Consider the following 23606-nt stretch of genomic DNA (forward strand, 5'->3'; position numbering starts at 1 on the left):
CGTTCAGGCCAAGAGGCAAAGCCCCGCGGGCAGGGCTTTGCGGGGAGGCGGCTCAGATCACGTACAGGTCGACGTACTCGTGGACCGGCATGGCTTCCAGCCGCTTCTGGTCCAGCGAGGCCTGCAGGATGCGGTCTTGCTGGCGGGCTGGAAACATGCGCGCCAGATTGGTGCGGAACTTGGTTTCCAGCAGCGGTATGCCTTCGGGGCGGCGGCGCTTGTGGCCGATGGGGTACTCGCAGACGATCTCGTCCAGCCGCGTGCCGTCCTTGAATTCCACCGTCAGCGCATTGGCGATCGAACGCTTGTCGGGGTCGTGATAGTCGCGGGTGTAAGCCGGGTCTTCGACACACACAATCTTGTCGCGCAGCGCGTCGATGCGTGGATCCCGCGCCACCGCGTCCTCGTAGTCGGCCGCGGTCAGGCGGCCGAACAGCGTCGGTACCGCCACCATGTACTGGATGCAGTGGTCCCGGTCGGCCGGGTTGGCCAGCGGTCCCTTCTTGTCGATGATGCGGATGCAGGCTTCGTGCGTGCGGATTGTGATTTTCGCGATGTCGTCGGCGTTCTTGCCGGCGGCCTGCAGCCGGGCGTGGAGTTCCATTGCGCACTCGACGGCGGTCTGCGCATGGAATTCGGCTGGAAACGAAATCTTGAACAGCACGTTTTCCATCACGTAGCTGCCGTAGGGGCGCTGGAACCGGAACGGCTGGCCTTTGAACAGCACGTCGTAAAAGCCCCAGGTCTTGGCCGTCAGCACGGACGGATAGCCCATTTCGCCGGTCCGGGCGATCAGCGCCAGGCGCACGGCGCGGCTGGTGGCGTCGCCCGCGGCCCAGCTCTTGCGGCTGCCGGTATTGGGCGCGTGGCGATAGGTGCGCAGGCTCTGGCCATCGACCCAGGCCAGCGACACCGCATTGATCACTTCATCGCGGCTCAGGCCCAGCATCTGCGCCACCACGGCGGTGGAGGCAACTTTCACCAGCACGACGTGGTCCAGGCCGACCTTGTTGAAGGAGTTTTCCAGTGCGATGCAGCCCTGGATCTCGTGCGCCTTGATCATGCCGGTCAGCACGTCGCGCATCAGCAGGGGCGGTTTGCCGGCCGCGACCGCCGTGCGGGACAGCCAGTCGGCGGTGGCCAGGATGCCGCCCAGGTTGTCGGACGGGTGGCCCCATTCGGCGGCCAGCCAGGTGTCGTTGAAGTCCAGCCAGCGGATCATCGTGCCGATGTTGAAGGCGGCCTGCACGGGATCGAGCTGGAATTGCGTGCCCGGCACCTTGGCGCCGTGGGGCACGGTCGTGCCGGGGACGATGGGCCCCAGCAGTTTCCTGCACGCTGGATACTCCAGCGCTTCCAGGCCGCAGCCCAGCGTGTCGATCAGGCAGTTGCGCGCCGTTTCGTACGCCAGGCCGCTCTGGATTTCATACTTCAGGACGTAGTCGGCGATATCGACCAGAACCAGGTCGGGATCGGGACGGACGTTGGAGATCGGGGCAGACATAGCGGTACCTCTCCATGGAATGAATACAGGTGGCCATGCCGTGCCCTCGTCCGCGCCCTGGTGTCGTGGCTTACTTGCGCTTTTCCAGCGGCACGAACTTCTGGTCTTCCGGGCCCACGTAATTGGCGGTGGGGCGGATGATCTTGTTGTCGATGCGCTGCTCGATGATGTGGGCCGACCAGCCCGCCGTGCGCGCGATGACGAACAGCGGCGTGAACATGGCGGTGGGGACTCCCATCATGTGATAGCTGACGGCCGAGAACCAGTCCAGGTTGGGGAACATCTTCTTGATGTCCCACATGACCGTTTCCAAGCGTTCGGCGATGTCGAACATCTTGGTGCTGCCGGCCTTCTTGGACAGCTTCTTGGCCACTTCCTTGATGACCTTGTTGCGCGGGTCGGACACGGTATAGACGGGGTGGCCAAAGCCGATGATAACTTCCTTGGCTTCGACGCGGCGGCGGATGTCGGCCTCGGCCTCGTCCGGGGTTTCATAGCGCTTCTGCACGTCGAAGGCCACTTCGTTGGCGCCGCCGTGCTTGGGGCCGCGCAGCGCGCCGATGGCGCCCGAGATGGCGGAGAACATGTCCGAGCCGGTGCCGGCGATGACGCGGGCCGTGAACGTGGACGCGTTGAACTCGTGTTCGGCGTACAGGTTCAGCGAGATGTGCATGGCCTTGACCCACTCGTCGCTGGGCTTTTCGCCGTGCAGCAGGTGCAGGAAGTGGCCGCCGATGCTGTCGTCGTCCGTCTGCACGTCGATGATGCGGCCGTTGTGGCTGTAGTGGTACCAGTACAGCAGCGCCGAGCCCAGGTTGGCCATCAGGCGGTCGGCGATGTCGCGCGCGCCCGGGGTGTTGTGGTCGTCTTTTTCAGGCAGCACGCAGCCCAGCACGGACACGGCGGTGCGCATCACGTCCATCGGGTGGCTGGCGGCGGGCAAGGCTTCCAGCGCGGCTTGCAGCTGGGCGGGCAGGCCGCGCAGGCTGCGCAGCTTTTCCTTGTAGGCCTTCAGTTCGGCCTTGTTCGGCAGCTTGCCGTGGACGAGCAAGTGGGCGATTTCCTCGAACTCGCTGGCGTCGGCGATGTCCAGGATGTCGTAGCCGCGGTAGTGCAGGTCGTTGCCGCTGCGGCCGACCGTGCACAGTGCGGTGTTGCCGGCGACGACGCCGGACAGCGCAACCGACTTCTTGGGCTTGAAGCCGGCTTTTTCTTCCGGCTGGGCGTCCGTCTTGGCCACTTGCTTCTTGGGAGCCGTGCTCATGTCTCTACTCCTTCCTTTCGCGATGGTCGTTGCTATTGGGGGTGGGCATGCAAGGCGCCGGGCGGCTGCCGCGACGCCGGAAACCGTGGGCTGGCTTAGGCCTTGCCCTTCTGGAACAGCGCGTCCAGCTTCGATTCGAATTCGTGGTAACCGATGCGGTCGTACAGTTCCTCGCGCGTCTGCATCAGGTCCACCACGTTCTTCTGGTGGCCATCGCGGCGGATGGCGGTGTAGACCGCTTCGGCTGCCTTGTTCATGGCGCGGAAGGCCGACAGCGGGTAGAGCACCATGCCTACGCCCACGCTCTTCAGTTCTTCCACCGAGAACAGCGGCGTCTTGCCGAATTCGGTGATGTTGGCCAGCACCGGCACCTTGACCGCCTTGACGAAGCGGTCGTAGGTAGGCAGGTCGTAGGCGGCTTCGGCGAAGATCGCGTCGGCGCCCGCTTCCACGCAGGCCAGCGCGCGCTCGATGGCGGCGTCCACGCCATGGGAGGCAATCGCGTCGGTGCGGGCGATCAGGTAGAAGTCCGTATCGGTGCGGGCGTCGGCCGCGGCCTTGACGCGGTCGGCCATTTCTTCGGTCGAGACGATTTCCTTGCCGGGGCGATGGCCGCAGCGCTTGGCGCCGACCTGGTCTTCGATGTGGCAGGCGGCGGCGCCGAACTTGATCAGACTCTTGACGCTGCGGGCGATGTTGAACGCCGACGGGCCGAAGCCGGTATCGATGTCGACCACCAGGGGCACGTCGCAGACGTCGGTGATGCGGCGCACGTCCGTCAGGACGTCGTCCATGGTGTTGATGCCCAGGTCGGGCAGGCCCAGCGAACCAGCCGCGACGCCGCCGCCGGACAGGTAGATGGCGCGGTAGCCGGCGCGCTTGGCCAACAGCGCGTGATTGGCGTTGATGGCGCCGATGATCTGCAGGGGGCTTTCTTCGGCAAGCGCGCGGCGAAAGAGGGCGCCGGCGGATTCGGGTCTGGACATGGGTGGTCTCCGTAATTTGGACCGGGTGTTTTCGTGGGCCCCGGATGAAACGACTGGACTGCGGACTGGCGCGTTGCAGGCCAGGCCGGGATGCGTCCCGTCCTGGTTCCTGACCTTACCGCGGGCCCGGAAAATAAATCTGTCCCCTTCGCGACATTCCTTTGCGCAGGGGCAAAGGGACAGGTTTATGTTTCGGTCTTGCCTAGGAATTGGGCCCGCGCAAACGGGCCCAATTCTTTACTCATGCGCTGCTTACTTCAGCAGGTCCTTGACGCCGTCGCGCTCTTCGAGGAGCTCTTTCAGCGTGAAGTCCAGGCGCTCGCGCGAGAAGGCGTCGATTTCCAGGCCTTCGATGCGCTTGTATTCGCCGTTTTCGGTCGTGACCGGCACGCCGTAGATGATGCCTTCGGGGATGCCGTAGGAGCCGTCCGACGGGATGCCCATCGTGACCCACTTGCCGTTGCTGCCCAGGACCCAGTCACGGACGTGGTCGATGGCGGCGTTGGCAGCCGAAGCGGCCGAGGACAGGCCGCGGGCTTCGATGATGGCGGCGCCGCGCTTGCCCACGGTGGGGATGAACGTGTCGCGGTTCCAGGCGTCGTCGTTGATCAGCTTGGACAGCGATTCGCCGCCGACGGTGGCGAAGCGGTAGTCGGGGTACATCGTGGGCGAGTGGTTGCCCCACACGACCAGCTTTTCGATGTCGGCGACGGCCTTGCCGGACTTGGCAGCCAGTTGCGACAGGGCGCGGTTGTGGTCCAGGCGCAGCATGGCGGTGAAGTTCTTGGCGGGCAGGTCCGGCGCCGACTTCATGGCGATGTAGGCGTTGGTGTTGGCCGGGTTGCCGACGACCAGGACCTTGACGTTGCGGCTGGCGACGTCGTTCAGGGCCTTGCCCTGAGCCGTGAAGATCTGGGCATTGACCGACAGCAGGTCCTTGCGTTCCATGCCGGGGCCGCGCGGGCGGGCGCCAACCAGCAGGGCCACGTCGGCGTCCTTGAAGGCGGTGCGCGGGTCGCTGTGGGCGGTGACTTCTTGCAGCAGCGGGAAGGCGCAGTCATCCAGTTCCATGATGACGCCCTTCAGGGCCTTTTGCGCTTTCTCGTCGGGGATTTCCAGCAGTTGCAGGATGACGGGTTGATCTTTACCCAGCATTTCGCCGGAGGCGATGCGGAATAGCAGTGCGTAACCGATTTGGCCGGCGGCGCCGGTGACGGCGACACGCAAGGCAGGCTTGGACATGGACGTTCTCCGTAATGGTTTGGCGAGAAAAAATCTCACCAAGCAGTGTAATCGTTGGGCGTGAAAATCAACGCGTGTGCAACGGCGTGCGCAGCGGCAGGCGCGGGGCCCGGACAGCGTTGAATCCTAGATCGAATTTACGTGTCCGTCAATTGCTCTTCTATCTTATATAAGACATAAGACGTTGGACAGCCGCCCGGCCGATATGCCACAATAGAGCGTTTATTCGAATGCGCCGCAACCCGGTTTCGGTTGCGCGCCTGTATCAAGCCAGAACACTGGCGGCGGCAGCGCATTGCGGATGGGTTCGCTGCCTTGCGCCGCTCTCCCACTTCCCCGGATAAACATGACTCAATCAAAAAGATCCATGGCAGAGCCCCGGCCCGAAACCTCCTTACGCATTCGCGCCGCCCGCACGGCGGGCGAGGGGGCCGCTTTCAGTCCGCTCTACCGGCAAATCAAGGATCTGCTTGTCCAGAGCCTGGAACGCGGCGAATGGAAGCCCGGCGAACTCATCCCCAGCGAAATCGATCTGGCTGCCCGTTTCCAGGTAAGCCAGGGCACGGTGCGCAAGGCGGTCGATGAGCTGGCTGCCGAGCACATGCTGCTGCGCCGCCAGGGCAAGGGCACTTTCGTCGCCACCCACCACGAAGCGCGCGTGCGCTACCGCTTCCTGCGCCTGGCCGCCGATGACGAAGGCGAGGCCGGCCGGGCCGAAAGCCGCATCCTGGAATGCCGGCGCCTGCGGGCGCCCGCCGAGATCGCGCGCGCCCTGGACCTGCGTGCCGGCGAAACCGTCGTCATGATCCGCCGCCTGCTGTCCATGGGGCAGACGCCCACCGTCGTGGACGACATCTGGCTGCCTGGTTCCATCTTCCGTGGACTGACCCTGGAGCTGTTGACCGCCAACAAGGCGCCGCTCTACGGTCTGTTCGAATCCGAATTCGGCGTGAGCATGGTGCGCGCGGACGAAAAGCTGCGCGCGGTGATCGCGCCGGCCGAGGTCTGTCCGCTGCTTAATGTTCCCGCCGGGACGCCGTTGTTGCAGGTTGATAGGGTGTCTTATACGTATGGTGACCGCCCCATGGAAATCCGCCGGGGGTTGTACTTGACCGATCGATACCACTACCGCAATAGTCTGAATTGATGAGTTTTTTACCTACGATTTGATACCGACCCTATCTCTGGGCGAAAATACCGTGTTTGCCCGCAAGGGCTACGGCATTTCCGCCGTAACGATTCCCTAGTTCCGAAACACCGAGGCCGTCATGTCCGACACCGCTGCCAAGCCACGTCCGCAGTTTCGCAATATTGGTATTGCGCAACTCGCCAGCTACCGCCTGCCCCTGGCCGGCAAGCTGTCCATCCTGCACCGCGTCAGCGGTGCGCTGCTGTTCCTCTGTCTTCCCTTGGTCATTCTGCCGCTGTTCGCGGCCAGCGTGGCCGCACCGCAGACGTTCGCAGCCGTGGCCGCGTACGCCGGCAACCCGATCGTCAAGCTTGTCTTCCTGGTCCTGATCTGGGGCTATCTGCACCACTTCTGTGCCGGCATCCGCTACCTGCTGCTGGACCTGCACATCGGTATCGACAAGCTGTCGGCCAAGAAGAGCGCCGGCGTGGTTTTCGGGGTGAGCCTGGCGCTGACCCTGGTGTTCGCTCTCAAACTGTTCGGAGTGCTGTAATGGCCGACGTCAAAAACTACGGACCCAAGCGTCTGGTCGTGGGCGCCCATTACGGCGTCATGGATTTCATCATCCAGCGCATCACCGCCGTCATCATGGCCGTGTATACGCTGGTGCTGCTCATCGGCATCCTGATGATGCCGGCCTTCACGTACGAGCACTGGACCGCGCTGTTCAACTTCTACGTGGGCGTTCTTCCGGTTGGCCAGATCCTGGCCACCCTTGCATTCATTGCGCTGGCCTGGCATGCCTGGATTGGTGTGCGCGACATCTGGATGGACTACGTCAAGTCGGTGGGCGTGCGCCTGCTGCTGCAAGTGCTGACGATCCTCTGGCTGGTCGGTTCGGTCGTTTACTTCGCGCAAATCCTCTGGAGCATTTAAGCCGTGGTCTCTGTCATGAAATCCCTGCCGCGCCGCCAGTTTGATGTGGTGGTCGTTGGCGCCGGTGGAGCCGGCATGCGTTGTTCGCTGCAACTGTCCCAAGCGGGCCTGTCCGTTGCAGTGCTGTCCAAGGTGTTCCCCACGCGTTCGCACACGGTTGCCGCACAGGGCGGCGTGAGCGCCTCGCTGGGCAACATGAGCGAAGACAACTGGTACTGGCACATGTACGACACCGTCAAGGGTTCGGACTGGCTGGGCGACCAGGACGCCATCGAATTCATGTGCCGTGAAGCGCCGAACGCCGTGTACGAGCTCGAGCACTTCGGCATGCCGTTCGACCGCAACCCCGACGGCACCATCTACCAGCGTCCGTTCGGCGGCCACACCGCCAACTTCGGTGAAAAGCCGGTCCAGCGCGCCTGTGCCGCTGCCGACCGCACCGGCCACGCGCTGCTGCACACCCTCTACCAGCGCAACGTCGCCGCGCGTACCCAGTTCTTCGTCGAATGGATGGCGCTGGACCTGCTGCGCAACGAAGCGGGCGACGTCGTGGGCGTGACCGCCCTGGAAATGGAAACGGGCGAAATCTACATCCTGGAAGCCAAGACCACGGTGCTGGCCACCGGCGGCGCCGGCCGCATCTGGGCCGCTTCCACCAACGCCTTCATCAACACCGGTGATGGCCTGGGCATGGCCGCCCGCGCGGGCATTCCGCTGCAGGACATGGAATTCTGGCAATTCCACCCGACCGGCGTGGCCGGCGCCGGCGTGCTGATCACCGAAGGCGTGCGCGGCGAAGGCGGCATCCTGCTGAACAAGGATGGCGAACGCTTCATGGAGCGCTATGCGCCCACGCTGAAGGATCTGGCCCCGCGCGACTTCGTGTCCCGCTCGATGGACCAGGAAATCAAGGAAGGCCGCGGCTGCGGTCCGGACGGCAGCTACGTGGTCCTCAAGCTGGATCACCTGGGCGCCGACGTGATCAACAAGCGTCTGCCCTCGATCCGCGAAATCGCGATCAAGTTCGGCAACGTGGACCCGATCAAGGAACCGATCCCCGTCGTTCCGACCATCCACTACCAGATGGGCGGCATTCCGGCCAACTACCACGGCCAGGTGCTGACGCGCGAAAACGGCGAGAACAAGATCGTCAACGGCCTGTACGCCATCGGCGAATGCGCCGCGGTGTCGGTGCACGGCGCCAACCGCCTGGGCACCAACTCGCTGCTGGACCTGATCGTGTTCGGTCGCGCCACCGGCAACCACATCGTCAATTCGCATCCGGAACGCCAGCACGCGCACCAGCCCGTGCCGCAGCAAGCCGTCGAATTCTCGCTGGACCGCATCAACAAGCTGGAATCGCGCACTTCGGGCGAGAAGACCCAGGACATCGGCAACGCCATCCGCTTCTCGATGCAGCGCCACTGCGGCGTGTTCCGCACGCTGGAACTGCTGAACGAAGGCGTGACCCAGATCGAAGATCTGGCCAAGCAAGCCGACAACATCTACTTCAAGGACAAGTCCAAGGTGTTCAACACCGCGCGCGTCGAGGCGCTGGAATTGGCGAACATGACCGAAGTGGCCCGCGCCACGATCAAGTCGGCCGCCAACCGCACCGAAAGCCGCGGCGCGCACGCGCTGGACGACCACCCGACGCGCGACGACGAGAACTGGCTGAAGCACACGCTGTGGTACTCCGAAGGCAGCCGCCTGGATTACAAGCCCGTGCAGATGAAGCCGCTGACGGTCGAGTCCTTCCCGCCCAAGGCGCGTACCTTCTAAGTCCGGATTGAGCCCACTATGAGCACCAAGAGAATCGTCAAGTTCGAAATCTACCGCTACGATCCGGACAAGGACGAGCGCCCGTACATGCAGAAGCTGGAAGTCGAACTCCAGCCGACCGACAAGATGCTGCTCGATGCGCTGGTGCGCATCAAGAACGACGTCGATGACAGCCTGGCCCTGCGCCGCTCGTGCCGTGAAGGCGTGTGCGGTTCGGACGCCATGAACATCAACGGCAAGAACGGTCTGGCGTGCACGACCAACCTGCGCGAACTGAAGGAACCCATCGTTCTGCGTCCGCTGCCGGGCCTGCCCGTCATCCGCGACCTGATCGTGGACATGACGCACTTCTTCAACCAGTACCACTCGATCCGCCCGTACCTCATCAACGACACGCCGCCGCCCGAAAAGGAACGTCTGCAGTCGCCCGAGGCCCGCGAAGAGCTGGATGGCCTGTACGAGTGCATTCTGTGCGCGTGCTGTTCCACTTCCTGCCCGTCGTTCTGGTGGAACCCGGACAAGTTCGTCGGCCCGGCCGGCCTGCTGCAAGCCTACCGCTTCATCGCCGACAGCCGCGACGAAGCCACGGGCAGCCGCCTCGACAACCTGGACGATCCGTACCGCCTGTTCCGTTGCCACACCATCATGAATTGCGTCGACGTCTGTCCCAAGGGACTGAACCCGACCAAGGCGATCGGCAAGATCAAGGAACTGATGGTTCGCCGTACGGTCTAGTTTTTATTAAGCGCATTTTGCCTCCGGCGGCATTTTTTGCCGCCGGGCCGTCCCAAGGCAAAAACGCCCCCAAAGGGGGGCAGCAAGCCCGCGTAGCGGGTGCGGCGTGGGGGCTTTTAAAGGTGTAAAGAAGGATGAGCAAGCTAACTGAATTGGAGCGGGCGCGCTTGCGTTGGCGGGCGCGCCGCGGCTTGCTCGAAAACGACTTGATCATCACCCGGTATCTGGATGCCCACGAGGCTGAGCTTACCGATGATGACGTAGCCGCATTGACGCAGCTTTTCGAGATGGGAGACAACGACCTTCTCGACCTGCTGCTGGCCCGCAAAGAGCTTGAGGGCGCGCTGGACACGCCCAGGCTTCGGAGCATCATTGGCCAGATGCGCGCGCTCTGATTAATTGAGAGGAATGAACATGAACCTGTCTGACAAAAAAGCCACTCTATCCTTCTCGGATGGCAGCGCCCCCATTGAGTTCCCTGTTTACAAGGGTACGGTTGGTCCGGATGTGATCGACATCCGCAAGCTGTACGGCCAGACGGGCATGTTCACGTTTGACCCCGGCTTCATGTCCACCGCTGCCTGCGAATCGGGCATCACGTACATCGACGGCGACAAGGGCGAACTGCTGTACCGCGGCTACCCCATCGAGCAATTGGCCGTCAATTGCGACTTCATGGACATCTGCTACCTGATCCTGAACGGCGAACTGCCCAACAAGGACCAGAAGGCCGATTTCGATTCGCAAGTGACCCATCACACGATGGTCAACGAGCAGCTGCACTTCTTCCTGCGCGGCTTCCGTCGCGACGCGCACCCGATGGCCGTGCTGACCGGCCTGGTCGGCGCGCTGTCCGCGTTCTACCACGACTCCACCGACATCACGAACCCGCAGCATCGTCACATCTCGGCCATCCGCCTGATCGCCAAGATGCCGACGCTGGTCGCGATGGCCTATAAGTATTCGCAAGGCCAGCCCTTCATCTACCCGCAGAACGACCTGTCCTACACGGGCAACTTCCTGCGCATGATGTTCGCCACGCCGTGCGAAGACTACAAGGTGAACGAAGTCGTCGAGCGCGCGCTGGACCGCATCTTCATCCTGCACGCCGACCACGAGCAGAACGCTTCGACCTCGACCGTCCGCCTGTGCGGTTCGTCGGGCACCAACCCGTTCGCCGCCATCTCGGCCGGCGTGGCTTGCCTGTGGGGCCCGGCTCACGGCGGCGCCAACGAAGCTTGCCTGCAGATGCTGGAAGAGCTGCAAGCCAACGGCGGCATCGCCAAGGTCGGCGAGTTCATGGAGAAGGTCAAGGACAAGAACTCGGGCGTGCGCCTGATGGGCTTTGGCCACCGCGTCTACAAGAACTACGACCCGCGCGCCAAGCTGATGCAGGAAACCTGCAAGGAAGTGCTCTCGGCCCTGGGCCTGGAAAACGACCCGCTGTTCAAGCTGGCCATGGAACTGGAACGCATCGCCCTGTCGGATCCGTACTTCGTCCAGCGCAAGCTGTACCCGAACGTGGACTTCTACTCGGGTATCGTCCAGCGCGCCATCGGCATCCCGACCTCGCTGTTCACGGCCATCTTCGCGCTGGCCCGCACGGTGGGCTGGATCGCCCAGTGGAACGAAATGCTGTCGGATCCCGATTACAAGATCGGCCGTCCGCGCCAGCTGTTCACCGGTTCGGTCACGCGCGACGTGCCCCCGATGGACAAGCGTTGATACGCAGTCTGGCTTGAACAAGAAACCGCCTTCGGGCGGTTTTTTGTTGCCTGTACGCCGTGTGGCCGCGGCGCGATGGTTTGGCGTGTACCATCCTTGCCATGATTCCGATAGCGCTGCCTTCTGCTGGCTTCTACATTTTTGTTTCCCTGGGTTTTCTTGCCGGTCTGGCGCTGCTGGCCTGGGCCGTGGTCCTGGTCGCCAGCGGCGGCGCGCGCCGTACGGTGCGCAAGTACTGGAAGACTTCTTCCCTGGTGTTCGTCGTGCTGGCCGTGCCGTTCGCCTTCTATGCCTGGGTGCAGACGGTGATCTGGCAAATCGAACGAGAGGGCGCCCGTGCCGAGGCAGCCCGCAATGTCACGCTGCAGGAAGTCACGACCGTCGGCGGCATCGCCATGCCCGCGGGCACTCGACTGAAGCTGCAGGACGAAGGGCAGCTGGAGACCTATCTCGAAGTGGAATTTCCGCAGCCCGTGGCCATGTATGGCGTGCAGGCGTCGAGCGCGCGGCGCTATCTCAATTCGGACTATGACGACGAAACCTACGCCTTGCGGGGCCGCTATCCGCGCAACGTCATCCTGCGTGGCGCGGGCAGCCAGACCGTGCTGGGCTGGCAGTGCGACGCCACGCAGGACATCGAATTCGAGGTGGCGCGCGATGGCGCGATGAGGGCACTGGACAAGTGCGTGCTGGGGCCGGGCAACCGCGCCGAAACCCTGGACCTTGCGCCGGGTTCCATCGTCTACGGCTCCAGCGGCACGGTCTACACCGATGGCTCGAGCGATCCGGACCGCTGGCGCATCGAGGTCAAGGATCCGATGGCGGTCCGGATATTCGGGCTGCCCTTGAGCGAGCCCCGGCTGTACCTGGACGAGGCGCGGCGCCTGCTGCGGGTCAGCGATGCGGAACTGGCCTGCCCGACGCGATTCGGCGGCGTGAGCTATGCCGCCGGCACCCAGGTCAAGTCGATGCGCCGCGGCCGCGGCGATGCGCGCGAGCCGTTCCCGGGCGTGCTGGTGCTGAGCCCCTGGAATGGCCAGGCCGCCACACGCGACGGCCAGGCGGACGTGCCGGAAGGCATGTCGGTGATGCAGACCTTGGCTGGCGAGGTCGTGGACGTGGTCCGGAACGACACGGTGGGCGTCTTCCACTTCGCCACCTTCGTCGTGGGCGACGAGGAACCCGAGGCCCCCCGTCGCGCATCCTGCCCTTGAGCGCACGGCCCTCACGGGCGGGTGTTACGCGCCGATGCCGCGCGCCATCAGCACGGCGAACAGCGGCAGGAAGATGAACAGGTGCGATTCGATCATGACCCAGCGCCGCGCCCGCTTGATGTCGGCGGCCGCAGGCAAGAAGCCCGGCTGCTGCCGCGACTGCTTGGCCCAGCGCAGGAAGGTCATCGTCGGCGCGATCGAACAGAGCCCGATGATGACGAAGAGCGTGATCTTGGCATGGAACCAGGGATTGCTCATGTAGAACGCGGCGCCCTTGATGCCCAGCGTCAGGCGCAGCACACCAGTGATGAGCACCACCACGGCGCTCAGCGCATAGAGGCGGTCATAGATGACCAGGCGCTTGAGGCCGGCGGCAGTGAGATCGGGCCGCAGCAGCACGGCTTCGGCGGTCAGGACCACCACCAGCAGGAAGATGGCCAGGTAGTGAAACCAGGCATACAAGGCGTCGGCCAGCATGTTGACTCCAGAAAACAAGGTTGAACTTGGTTTTTACCATCAGCCCGTGCCGGCGGGCTATCGCGGCGGCATGAGCCCGCGCAATGAAAATGGGCGCCCCGAGGGGCGCCCATTGCTCAGCGGCTGACTATCATCAACGGCGCTTCTTGGCGGCCTCGGCGGCTTCCTGCTGCGCGTCCACCACGGCCAGCGCCGTCATGTTGACGATGCGGCGCACGGTGGCGCTGGTGGTCAGGATGTGCACGGGGCGCGCCGCGCCCAGCAGGATCGGGCCCATCGCGACGCCATTGCTGCCAGTCATCTTCAGCATGTTGTACGTGATGTTGCCGGTGTCCAGCGTGGGCATGACGAGCAGGTTGGCGCGGCCCTTGAGCGTGCTGTCCGGGTAGGCGAGCACGCGGATCTTTTCCGACAGGGCGGCGTCGGCGTGCATTTCGCCGTCGACTTCCAGGTCGGGAGCGCGGTCCTGCACCATCTGGCGCGCGGCGGCCATCTTGCGCGAGGATTCCGTCACGCGGCTGCCGAAGTTGGAGTGCGACAGCAGGGCGATCTTCGGCACCACGCCAAAGCGCAGCATTTCGTCCGCGGCCTGGATGGTGATGCTGGCGACTTCCTCGGCCGTCGGGTTCTCGTTGACGTGGGTGTCGGTGACGAACAGCGTCTGGTCGGGCAGCATCAGCACGTTCAGGGCGGCGTAGGTCTGGCCTTCCTTCTTGCCGATGATTTCGTCGATGTACTTGAGCTGGTTGTCGTACTTGCTGGCCACGCCGCACAGCAGGGCATCCGCGTCGCCGCGACGCAGCAGCATCGCGCCGATCAGCGTGTTGTGCTTGCGGATCATCGCCTTGGCGATGGCCGGCGTCACGCCTTCGCGGCCCTTCAGCTGGTAGTACGCGTTCCAGGTTTCGTTGAAGCGGCTGTCGTCTTCCGGATCCACGATCTCGAAGTCCTGGCCGGCCGCCAGGCGCAGGCCGAACTTCTTGATGCGCATTTCGATGACGGCAGGGCGGCCGATCAGGATCGGGAACGCCAGCTTCTCATCGGCCACGGTCTGCACCGCGCGCAGCACGCGCTCGTCTTCGCCGTCGGCGTAGATGACGCGCTTGGGCGCCTTCTTGGCCTGGGCGAACAGCGGACGCATCAGCTGGCCCGAGTGGTACACGAAGCCCATCAGCTTCTGGCGGTAGGCTTCGATGTCCTCGATGGGGCGGGCGGCTACGCCGGAGTCGGCGGCGGCCTGGGCCACGGCGGGGGCGATCTGGACGATCAGGCGCGGGTCGAAGGGCTTGGGGATGATGTAGTCCGGGCCGAACGACAGTTCCTGGCCGGCGTAGGCGCGGGCCACTTCGTCGTTCTGCTCGGCTTGCGCCAGTTCGGCGATGGCCTTCACGCAAGCCAGCTTCATCTCTTCCGTGATGCGCGACGCGCCGGCGTCCATGGCGCCGCGGAAGATGAAGGGGAAGCACAGCACGTTGTTGACCTGGTTCGGGTAGTCCGAACGGCCGGTGGCGATGATGCAGTCCGGGCGGGCGGCCTTGGCCACTTCAGGACGGATTTCCGGTTCCGGATTGGCCAGCGCCAGGATCAGCGGGCTGGCGGCCATGGTCTTGACCATGTCGGCGGTCAGCACGCCGGCGGTCGAGCAGCCCAGGAACACGTCGGCGCCGTTGACCACGTCGGCCAGCGTGCGCGCGTCGGTCTTCTGCGCGTAGCGCTTCTTGTTGGCTTCCATGTTTTCATCGCGGCCGTCCCAGATCACGCCGCGCGAATCCACCACGTAGATGTTCTCGCGCTTGACGCCCAGGTGGACCAGCAGGTCCAGGCAGGCGATGGCGGCGGCGCCGGCGCCGGAGCAGGCCAGCTTGACCTTGCCGATGTCCTTGTTCACGACCTTCAGGCCGTTCAGGATGGCGGCCGACGAAATGATGGCGGTGCCGTGCTGGTCGTCGTGGAAGACGGGGATCTTCATGCGCTCGCGCAGCTTCTTCTCGATGTAGAAGCACTCGGGCGCCTTGATGTCCTCGAGGTTGACGCCGCCCAGCGTGGGTTCCAGCGCGGCGATGATGTCGACCAGCTTGTCGGGGTCGTTCTCGGCCAGTTCGATGTCGAACACGTCGATGCCGGCGAACTTCTTGAACAGGCAGCCCTTGCCTTCCATCACGGGCTTGGCGGCCAGCGGGCCGATGTTGCCCAGGCCCAGCACGGCGGTGCCGTTGGTGATCACGCCCACCAGGTTGCCGCGCGAGGTGTACTTCGAGGCGGCGTCATCGCCCTGGTCGAAGATGGCCATGCAGGCGGCTGCCACGCCGGGGGAGTAGGCCAGGGACAGGTCGTCCTGGTTGGCCAGCGTCTTGGTCGGAGTGACCGAGATTTTGCCGGGGGTGGGGTAGGCGTGGTAGTCCAACGCCATTTTGGTGAGGGTTTCGTCCATGGGATACAGGCCTTGCGGGCGCTAAATGGAAAGGAAATGGGATTGCAAAAAGCGGGCTCGCGGCCCGCCGTATTTTCTGGGAAATGCTTGGGAACACCCGTATTTCAACAGAAAGCGCGGGTGCTTGGTTGTTGCGCTGCAGCGAATGGACGATTTTGCGCAAAACCTCGCTGCATTGCGGATTGCAATCCTATCTATCCCAAGGCGGCGTTTGCCGCGCGCCGGCATTCAGGCTCGCGCGCAACGCCAGGGCATCTTCCTGGCGGTCCAGGCTGTCCAGCGCGTACAGCACGATCCAATCCGCGCTGACCTCGAAGAAGTCGCGCAGCTGGGCGCGGGTGTCGCTGCGGCCGAAGCCGTCGGTGCCCAGCGTGCGGTAGGGCGCGGGCACCCAGGCGCGGATCTGTTCCGGCACGGCGCGCACGTAGTCGCTGGCGGCGACTACCGGGGCGTTGCTGGCGCCCAGGCAGCTGCGGACCCAGTCGGCGCCGGATGCAAGGCCGAGCACGCGGGCGCGTTCGGCTTCGCGGCCGTCGCGGGCCAGTTCGGAAAAGCTGGTGACGCTCCAGACTTCGGCGTCCACGCCGTAATCGGCCTGCAGGCGCTCCGCCGCGAGTTCGGCCTCGCGCAGCATCGGGCCCGCGCCCAGCAGGCGCACCTGCGCCTGCCCGCGCGCGGGCCGCAGGCGGTACATGCCGCGCAGGATGCCCTCGCGCACGTCGTTGCGTGCCGGCATGTCCGGCTGCGCCAGGTTCTCGTTGGTGACGGTCAGGTAGTAGAACTCGTCGCGCTGTTCGTCCAGCATGCGGCGCATGCCGTGCTCGACGATGATGGCGACCTCGTAGGCATAGGCCGGGTCATAGGCGCGGCAGTTCGGCACGGCGGCGGCCATGATGTGGCTGGAGCCGTCCTGGTGCTGCAGCCCCTCGCCGCCGAGTGTGGTGCGGCCGGAGGTGGCGCCGACAAGGAAGCCGCGCGTGCGCTGATCGGCGGCTGCCCAGATCAGGTCGCCGATGCGCTGGAAGCCGAACATCGAGTAATAGATATAGAAGGGCAGCATCGGCAGGCCGTTGACCGAATAGCTGGTGCCCGCGGCCGTCCACGAGGAAATCGCGCCGGCCTCGGTAATGCCTTCTTCCAGGATCTGGCCGTCGCGCGCCTCGCGGTAATACAGCACCGAGCCGATGTCTTCGGGTTCGTAGAGCTGGCCTTGCGCGGAATAGATGCCGATCTGTCGGAACAGGTTGGCCATGCCGAAGGTGCGCGCCTCGTCCGCCACGATGGGCACGATGCGCGGCCCCACGTTGGCGTCCTTGAGCAGGGCGGTGAGCATGCGCACGATGGCCATGGTGGACGACATTTCCTTGCCGTCGGCGGCCAGCGCGAAGCGCGCCCAGTGCTCCGCGTCCGGCGGCGCCAGGCGCGGCGCCTCGGTATTGCGGCGGGGAATGTGGCCGCCCAGCGCGGCGCGGCGCGCCTGCAGGTGGCGCAGTTCGGCGCTGTCCTCGGCCGGGCGGTAGAACTTCAGCGCCAGGCAATCGGCGTCCGAGATCGGCAGCGCGAAGCGGTCGCGGAAGGCCAGCAGCGCCTCGTCATCCAGCTTCTTCTGCTGGTGCGTGGTCATCTTGCCCTGGCCGGCCGAGCCCATGCCGAAACCCTTCTTGGTCTGCGCCAGGATCACCGTGGGCTGGCCGCGATGGCGCACGGCGCGGTGGTAGGCCGCGTGGATCTTCACCATGTCATGGCCGCCGCGGTGGAGGCGGTCGATGGCTTCGTCGCTCCAGTCGGCCACCAGGGCGGCCAGTTCGGGATTCTGGTTGAAGAAGTGGGCGCGGTTGAAGGCGCCGTCGTTGGCCGCGAAGGTCTGGAACTGTCCATCCACGGTATTGGCGAAGGCGCGCGCCAGGGCGCCATTGGCGTCGCGCCGCAGGAGCGCGTCCCAGTCGCTGCCCCAGACCAGCTTGATGACGTTCCAGCCGGCGCCCGCGTACAGCGTTTCCAGTTCGTCGATGATGCGGCCGTTGCCGCGCACCGGGCCGTCCAGGCGCTGCAGGTTGCAATTGACCACGAACACCAGGTTGTCGAGCTTTTCGCGCGCGGCCAGCGTCAGCGCGGCGATGGATTCAGGTTCGTCCATTTCGCCATCGCCGAAGATGCCCCAGACCTTGCGGTCGCCGCCGGGCATCAGCGAACGGTGCTCCAGGTAGCGCATGAAGCGCGCCTGGTAGATGGCGTTGATGGGGCCGATGCCCATCGAGCCCGTGGGGAATTGCCAGAAATCCGGCATCAGCCACGGGTGCGGATACGACGACAGCCCGCGCAGGCCGCGCGCGCCAGCCGTGATCTCCTGGCGGAAATGCGCCAGGTCCTCTTCGCCCAGAAAGCCTTCCAGATAGGCGCGGGCATACACGCCGGGCGCCGAGTGCGGCTGCATGTAGACCAGGTCGCCGGGGCCGTCCGGGCTCTGCGCGCGGAAGAAATGGTTGAAGCCGACCTCGAACAGGTCGGCGGCCGAGGCGTAGCTGGCGATGTGGCCGCCCAGCTCTCCATGCGCCTGGTTGGCGCGCACCACCATGGCCAGCGCATTCCAGCGGTTGATGCGGGCGATCCGTTCCTCCACGGCGAGGTTGCCGGGGAAGGGCGGCTCCTGATCGGCGGGGATGGTGTTGAGGTAGGCGGTGCGGGCCTGGCTGTTGGCGCGCAGGCCCAGCGACGCCGCATGACCCAGCAGATTGTCCAGCACGTAGCCCGCGCGCTCAGAACCTTCCGCATGTACCAGCGATTCCAGCGCCTCACGCCATTCGGCGGTTTCGGCGGGGTCGGCGTCGTGCTGGATGTCTTGCCCGGGGCGGGCGGAACTGGCGTCGCGCATGGTCTTGTCGTCTCCTGGTTTGACGTCCATGCTAGACCCTAGCCCCTGGCATGGGTGATCAAAATTCTGGGGAAACTTCGGAAAATTCAGCATAATCTTTTGCAAGTTTTACCGCTTGCGGCAGCTTCTGCTGAGGATATGCTTGGTGGTCGTATCAGAGGGGTGACCGCCAGGTGGACGCGAAGGCGCTAGAATTCGCGCCTGGCAAGATAGGAATAACTGCAATGACCCAACCCATCAGCGTCCCGGCAGAGGTCACGTTGCCCGAACTTACGTTCCGCGGCATCCTCCTGGGCGCAATCATCACTGTCATCTTCACGGCTTCCAACGTCTTTCTCGGACTGAAGGTGGGCCTGACGTTCTCATCCGCCATTCCGGCGGCGGTGATCTCGATGTCCGTCCTGCGCCTGTTCAAGGACGCGAACATCCTCGAAAACAACATGGTGCAGACCCAGGCCTCCGCGGCCGGGACGCTGTCGTCCATCATCTTCATCCTGCCGGCCCTGGTCATGATGGGACACTGGCAGGGCTTCCCGTTCTGGCAGACGCTGGGCATCTGCGCCGCCGGCGGCATGCTGGGCGTGATGTTCACCATTCCGCTGCGCCATGTGATGGTGGTGCAGAGCGACCTGCCGTATCCGGAAGGCGTGGCTGCCGCTGAAATCCTGCGGGTGGGCAGCGCCGAGCGCGCCCAGGACGAGGCCGCGGACAACGGACGCGCGCCAGCCAAGGCCGAGACCGGCATGGGCGACATCGTGGCCGGCGGCGTGGTCGCCGCCGCGGTCAGCTTCGCGGCCAGCGGACTGCGCGTGCTGGGAGACAGCGTCAGCGGCTGGTTCGCGCTGGGCGGCGCGGTGTTCCGGCTGCCCATGGGCTTTTCGCTGGCACTGCTGGGCGCGGGCTACCTGATCGGCATCGTCGCGGGCCTGGCCATGCTGACCGGGTTGATCATTTCCTGGGGCATCGCCGTGCCCATCCTCACCGCCATGGGCGACATCCCGGCGGGCACGTCGCTGGCGAAGTACGCCACCGGCCTGTGGGCTTCGCAGGTGCGCTTCATCGGCGCCGGCGTGATCGGCGTGGGCGCCATCTGGACCCTGGCCACGCTGTTCATGCCGATGGCGCGCGGCGTCAAGGCTTCGTTCGCGGCGCTGACCAAGGCGGGCGCGGCCCGCGCCGGACGCGCGCCGCGCACCGAGCGCGACCTGTCGGCCGGCTGGATCTCGGCCGTGACGCTGGTGCTGGTGGCGGTCCTGGTGGTGACCTTCCAGGTGTTCCTGTCCGGCGCGCCGCTGTCGCCTGCCGGCATCTGGAAGCTGGTGGCCTACGCCGTGCTGTTTGCCTTCGTCTTCGGCTTCCTGGTGGCCGCCGCCTGCGGCTACATGGCCGGCCTGGTGGGCTCGTCGACCAGCCCGATCTCGGGCGTGGGCATCGTTGCCATCGTGCTGGTGTCGCTGCTGATGCTGGCGCTGGGCGGCGAATTGCTGGGCGCGCAGAACGGCGTGCAGATGGCGATTGCGCTGTCGATCTTCAGCACCTCGGCGGTGGTGGCGGTGGCCTCCATTTCCAACGACAACCTGCAGGACCTGAAGACCGGCTGGCTGGTGGGCGCGACGCCCTGGCGTCAGCAGGTGGCCCTGCTGATCGGCTGCGTCGCCGGCGCGGCAGTGATTTCGCCGGTGCTGGAACTGCTTTACAACGCCTACGGTTTTGCCGACGCCATGCCGCGCGAGGGCATGGACCCGGCGCAGGCCCTGTCCGCGCCGCAGGCGACGCTGATGCTGGCGATCGCGCGCGGCATCTTCACGCACCAGCTCAACTGGACCATGATCCTGATCGGCATGGCGGTCGGCGTGGGCCTGATCGTGGTGGACGAGATCATGAAGCGCACCTGCCGCGTGGCCCGGATTCCGGTGCTGGCCGTGGGTATCGGCATCTATCTGCCGCCCACCGTCGCCGCGCCCATCGTGGTCGGCGCGGTCCTGGCATGGCTGCTGGAACGCGCCCTGCGCCGCCGCGCGGCCGCCGCCGGCAAGCCCTACGAGCAGTTCGCCGACGCAGCCAATCGCCGCGGCGTGCTGATCGCCTCGGGCCTGATCGTGGGCGAAAGCCTGGTCGGCGTGCTGATGGCCGGCATCATCGGCGCGGCCGGCACCGAAGCGCCGCTGGCGATCGCCGGCGCGGGCTTCGAGCACACGGCCTCGTTCCTGGGGTTGGCCGTCTTCGTGGCGGTGGCGATCCTGTTCTGGCGCCGGGTAATGAAACTGGCGTGAAACGCCCGGCCGGTCCTGCCGGGCGGCCGCCTCAGGCGGCGTCCAGCAGGTCGGCCAGCGTGCGGGCGATGACCTTGGTGGCGCGCCGCAGGTCTTCCAGCACTACCCGCTCATCGTTGCGCTTGGCGTGCGATTCCAGCACGGTGCGCGGTCCGGCGCCGTAGATCACGCCCGGAATGCCCGCTTCGGCGTACAGGCGCACGTCGGTGTAGAGCGGCGTGCCCATGGCGGCGATGGGCTCGCCGAACAATTCCTCTCCATGCTTCTGAATGGCCTGCACCAGCGGCTGGCTGCCGGGCAGCGGGCGCATGGAATTGGCCAGCAACAGGCGCTTGATGTCCACGCTGATGCCGGGCACGGCAGCAGCGGTTTCCTGGATGATGCGGCGGATGTCGGCCTCGACCTCGGCCGCGCTTTCTTCGGGGATCATGCGCCGGTCCAGCTTGAACGCCACCTTGCCTGGCACCACATTGGTGTTGGTGCCGCCTTCGATGCGGCCCACGTTCAGGTAGGGGTGGCTGATGCCCGGCACCTCGGAGCGGATTTCCCGGTACCGCGCGTTCTGCGCGTACAGCGCGTTCAGGATGGCAACCGCGCCTTGCAGCGCGTCCACGCCGCTGCTGGGGATGGCGGCATGCGCCATCTTGCCGTGGACCGTCACTTCCATTTGCAGGCAGCCGTTGTGGGCGGTTACGACCTCGTAGCTGAAACCCGCGGCGATCAGCAGATCGGGCTTGGTCAGTCCTTGGGACAGCAGCCAGCCGGGGCCGAGCAGGCCGCCGAATTCCTCGTCGTAGGTGAAGTGCAGTTCGACGGCGCCGCGGCTGGGGCGGGCGACGGCTTCCAGCGCGCGCAGGGCGAACGTGTAGCTGGCGAAGTCGCTCTTGCTGACCGCGGCGGCGCGGCCGTACAGGCTGCCGTCGTCGATCTCGCCGCCGTAGGGGTCATGTTCCCAGCCTTCGCCCGGCGGCACCACGTCGCCGTGGGCATTGAGCGCCACGCGCGGGCCGCCCGCGCCGTATTCGCGGCGCACGATCAGGTTGGTGATCGATTGCAGGCCATAGTCCCGCACGGCCTCGGCGGGCACGGGATGGGCTTCCGCCTGCAGGCCGAAGCCTTGCAGCAGCTCGGCCGTGCGCTCGGCATGCGGTGCGTTGTTGCCGGGCGGCGTGTCGGTCGGCACGCGCACCAGCTCCTGCAGGAAGCGGACTTCCTCGTCAAAGTGGGCGTCAATCCAGGCGTCGAGTCGGGCGTAGTCGGTCATGGTCGGCTATTGGGTGTCGTGGGCAAGGTCGTCGAGCAGGTTCAGGAACGCCAGCACGGCAAGCTGGATGTCGTCGCTGGAGGTGGATTCGCGCGGGTTGTGGCTGATGCCGGAGTTCTGGCCGCGCACGAACAGCATGGCCTGGGGCATGACCTCGTGCAGCTTCATGGCGTCGTGGCCGGCGCCGCTGGGCATGCGGTGGACGGGCAGTCCCAGCGCGTCGACGGCGCGTTCCCAGCGCTGCTGCCAGGCGCGATCGCTGGGCGCGGCGGCGGCGCGCATGGTTTCTTCCAGCGTGTAGCGCAGGCCGCGGCGCTGGCAGATGGCTTCGAGTTCGGCCAGCACGTCATGCGCCAGCGCATCGCGCTGCGCGTCGCTGGGCGCGCGCAGGTCCAGGCTGAAGCGGCATTCTCCCGGCACCACGTTGATCGAGCCGCCCGGGACTTCCAGCATGCCCATGGTGCCGACCGAGTCGCCGTCGCGGGCGGCGCGCTGCTCCGCGTACAAGGCCAGTTCGGCCGTGGCGGTGGCGGCGTCGCGGCGGCGGTTCATGGGCGTGGTGCCGGCGTGGCAGGCCAGGCCGTGGATCCGCACCTGGTAGCGCACGCAGCCGTTGATGGACGTGACCACGGCCAGCGGCAGCCCCATTTCGTAGAGCACCGGCCCTTGTTCGATGTGGACTTCGACGAAGCCCAGATAGCGGGCAGGGTCGCGCTTGAGCGTGGGAATGTCTTCACTGCGCAGGCCGGCTTGCGCCATGGCGTCGCGCATGCTGACGCCGTCGACGTCCTGCTGGTCCAGCCATTGCGGCTTGAAGTCGCCGATCAGCGCGCCCGAGCCCAGGAAGGTGGCGCGGTAGCGCTGGCCTTCCTCTTCCGCGAAGCCAATGACTTCCAGGTGGTAGGGCAGGCGCTTGCCCTGGCGGCGCAGTTCGCGCACGCAGGCCATCGGCACGAAGATGCCCAGCCGGCCGTCGTATTTGCCGGCGTTGCGCACGGTGTCGTAATGGCTGCCCGTCATGAGCGTGGGGGCGTCGGGGCTGGCGGCCAGGTAGCGGCCAACCACGTTGCCGACCGCGTCGATGCCGACCTCGTCGAAGCCGCAGTCGCGCATCCATTGCGACAACAGTCCGGCGCAGGCGCGGTGGGCTTCGGTCAGGTAGGTGACGGTGAGCTGCCCTTTTTCGGCGTAGCCGGGATCGCTGTGGACGGCCAGTTGCTCGCCCCAGTCCCAGATGTCGTTGCCGATGGCGGGTTCGGCGCCGAAGCCATCGCGCAGGCGGATCTCGGCGATGCGGTGCAACTGCTGCTGGGCCTCATCGAATTCCAGGTCCGGGGGGTTGTCCAGGCGGCGGGTGAACTCGTCGATCACCTGCTGGCGCGTCATGCCGGCGCCGCGCGGGCCGCGCACGGCCAGCACGAAGGGAAAGCCGAACCTGGCGCGGTAGTCGGCGTTCAACGCTTGCAGGCGGGCAGATTCGGCGGGCGTGCACGCGGCCAATCCGGCCAGGTCCTGTTCGCGCGCCGAATCCGCGTCCTGGGGCGTCCCTGCTGCCAGCTCGGGATGGGCGCGCAGTAGCGCCGTCCGGGCATCGGCATCCGCGTCGTTCACGGCGCGGCGCAGGCGCTGCGCCAGGTCGGCCAGCGAGCGGAACGGCCGGTGGCCAAGCGCGCGTTCGGCGATCCAGGGCGCGCGGCCGTACAGGCCGTCGAGCATGGCGGCGGCGTCCGCGGGCGCTGCCGCATTGAGTTGGGCTAGGGTGTGGGCCATGG

At 65.7% G+C, this 23606-nt stretch carries 19 protein-coding genes; 10 read left to right on the plus strand and 9 right to left on the minus strand.

Annotated elements, in window-relative coordinates:
- Positions 1-52: 52 nt before the first annotated feature.
- From IB258_RS11875 to IB258_RS11890, 4 genes are all read right to left on the minus strand, one after another.
- A complete protein-coding gene (locus IB258_RS11875; RefSeq protein ID WP_192352612.1) occupies positions 53-1504 on the minus strand; it encodes a bifunctional 2-methylcitrate dehydratase/aconitate hydratase in 1452 nt (483 codons plus the stop codon).
- Between the two features lie 70 nt (positions 1505-1574).
- The gene (prpC, locus tag IB258_RS11880) at positions 1575-2768 is read right to left on the minus strand and encodes a 2-methylcitrate synthase (RefSeq protein ID WP_042792448.1); all 1194 of its coding nucleotides are present in this window, start codon (positions 2766-2768) and stop codon (positions 1575-1577) included.
- Positions 2769-2863: 95 nt separating this feature from the next.
- A complete protein-coding gene (gene prpB, locus IB258_RS11885) occupies positions 2864-3754 on the minus strand; it encodes a methylisocitrate lyase (protein ID WP_054450739.1) in 891 nt (296 codons plus the stop codon).
- A 252-nt stretch (positions 3755-4006) separates the two neighbouring features.
- Positions 4007-4996 (minus strand): malate dehydrogenase, encoded by a 990-nt coding sequence (locus IB258_RS11890; RefSeq protein ID WP_013392305.1) that lies wholly within the window; start codon positions 4994-4996, stop codon positions 4007-4009.
- A 367-nt stretch (positions 4997-5363) separates the two neighbouring features.
- Between IB258_RS11890 and IB258_RS11895 the strand changes: the two genes are divergently transcribed.
- The 8 genes from IB258_RS11895 to IB258_RS11930 all read left to right on the plus strand — a co-directional run bounded on the left by IB258_RS11895 (position 5364) and on the right by IB258_RS11930 (position 12517).
- Positions 5364-6143: a GntR family transcriptional regulator gene (locus tag IB258_RS11895; protein ID WP_042792450.1), complete on the plus strand. Its 780-nt coding sequence runs from the start codon at positions 5364-5366 to the stop codon at positions 6141-6143.
- A gap of 121 nt (positions 6144-6264) precedes the next feature.
- Positions 6265-6678 carry a succinate dehydrogenase, cytochrome b556 subunit gene (sdhC, locus tag IB258_RS11900; RefSeq protein WP_013392307.1) on the plus strand — a complete coding sequence of 138 codons (414 nt, stop codon included), beginning with the start codon at positions 6265-6267 and terminating at the stop codon, positions 6676-6678.
- Positions 6678-7061: a succinate dehydrogenase, hydrophobic membrane anchor protein gene (gene sdhD / locus IB258_RS11905; RefSeq protein ID WP_013392308.1), complete on the plus strand. Its 384-nt coding sequence runs from the start codon at positions 6678-6680 to the stop codon at positions 7059-7061. Before sdhC ends, sdhD begins: the two co-directional genes overlap by 1 nt.
- A 15-nt stretch (positions 7062-7076) precedes the next feature.
- Positions 7077-8843, plus strand: a complete 1767-nt coding sequence (gene sdhA / locus IB258_RS11910) for a succinate dehydrogenase flavoprotein subunit (RefSeq protein ID WP_225589297.1) — start codon at positions 7077-7079, stop codon at positions 8841-8843.
- An 18-nt stretch (positions 8844-8861) separates the two neighbouring features.
- Positions 8862-9578, plus strand: coding sequence for a succinate dehydrogenase iron-sulfur subunit (locus tag IB258_RS11915; protein ID WP_054450743.1), 717 nt, complete (start codon positions 8862-8864; stop codon positions 9576-9578).
- Positions 9579-9712: 134 nt separating this feature from the next.
- Positions 9713-9973, plus strand: coding sequence for a succinate dehydrogenase assembly factor 2 (locus tag IB258_RS11920; protein WP_013392311.1), 261 nt, complete (start codon positions 9713-9715; stop codon positions 9971-9973).
- Between the two features lie 19 nt (positions 9974-9992).
- Positions 9993-11303: a citrate synthase gene (locus IB258_RS11925; protein WP_013392312.1), complete on the plus strand. Its 1311-nt coding sequence runs from the start codon at positions 9993-9995 to the stop codon at positions 11301-11303.
- Positions 11304-11404: 101 nt separating this feature from the next.
- On the plus strand, positions 11405-12517 hold the full coding sequence (locus tag IB258_RS11930; RefSeq protein WP_192352613.1) for a hypothetical protein: 1113 nt from the start codon (positions 11405-11407) through the stop codon (positions 12515-12517).
- 24 nt (positions 12518-12541) lie between these two features.
- Here IB258_RS11930 and IB258_RS11935 read toward each other — a convergent pair whose 3' ends face one another.
- Positions 12542-12994, minus strand: coding sequence for a DUF2214 family protein (locus IB258_RS11935; RefSeq protein ID WP_054450746.1), 453 nt, complete (start codon positions 12992-12994; stop codon positions 12542-12544).
- Here IB258_RS11935 and IB258_RS30500 point away from each other — a divergent pair.
- Positions 12993-13121, plus strand: a complete 129-nt coding sequence (locus IB258_RS30500; RefSeq protein ID WP_255423521.1) for a hypothetical protein — start codon at positions 12993-12995, stop codon at positions 13119-13121. The genes IB258_RS11935 and IB258_RS30500 overlap by 2 nt on opposite strands.
- Before the next feature lie 6 nt (positions 13122-13127).
- Here IB258_RS30500 and IB258_RS11940 read toward each other — a convergent pair whose 3' ends face one another.
- Together IB258_RS11940 and mdeB are read right to left on the minus strand one after the other, a co-directional pair.
- On the minus strand, positions 13128-15425 hold the full coding sequence (locus tag IB258_RS11940) for an NADP-dependent malic enzyme (protein WP_054450748.1): 2298 nt from the start codon (positions 15423-15425) through the stop codon (positions 13128-13130).
- A gap of 190 nt (positions 15426-15615) precedes the next feature.
- Positions 15616-18297 carry an alpha-ketoglutarate dehydrogenase gene (mdeB, locus tag IB258_RS11945; RefSeq protein WP_192352644.1) on the minus strand — a complete coding sequence of 894 codons (2682 nt, stop codon included), beginning with the start codon at positions 18295-18297 and terminating at the stop codon, positions 15616-15618.
- A gap of 224 nt (positions 18298-18521) precedes the next feature.
- On the opposite strand from mdeB, the gene IB258_RS11950 reads away from it, so the two are divergent.
- On the plus strand, positions 18522-20570 hold the full coding sequence (locus IB258_RS11950; protein WP_054450752.1) for an OPT family oligopeptide transporter: 2049 nt from the start codon (positions 18522-18524) through the stop codon (positions 20568-20570).
- A 31-nt stretch (positions 20571-20601) separates the two neighbouring features.
- On the opposite strand, the gene IB258_RS11955 is transcribed toward IB258_RS11950, so the two are convergent.
- Both IB258_RS11955 and uraD read right to left on the minus strand, forming a co-directional pair.
- A complete protein-coding gene (locus IB258_RS11955) occupies positions 20602-21834 on the minus strand; it encodes a M20/M25/M40 family metallo-hydrolase (protein ID WP_054450754.1) in 1233 nt (410 codons plus the stop codon).
- A 6-nt stretch (positions 21835-21840) separates the two neighbouring features.
- A complete protein-coding gene (gene uraD / locus IB258_RS11960) occupies positions 21841-23604 on the minus strand; it encodes a 2-oxo-4-hydroxy-4-carboxy-5-ureidoimidazoline decarboxylase (RefSeq protein ID WP_192352614.1) in 1764 nt (587 codons plus the stop codon).
- Positions 23605-23606 lie beyond the last annotated feature (2 nt).

Source organism: Achromobacter sp. ACM02, from assembly GCF_014851605.1.
GTDB classification, from domain to species: Bacteria; Pseudomonadota; Gammaproteobacteria; order Burkholderiales; family Burkholderiaceae_B; genus Achromobacter; species Achromobacter aegrifaciens.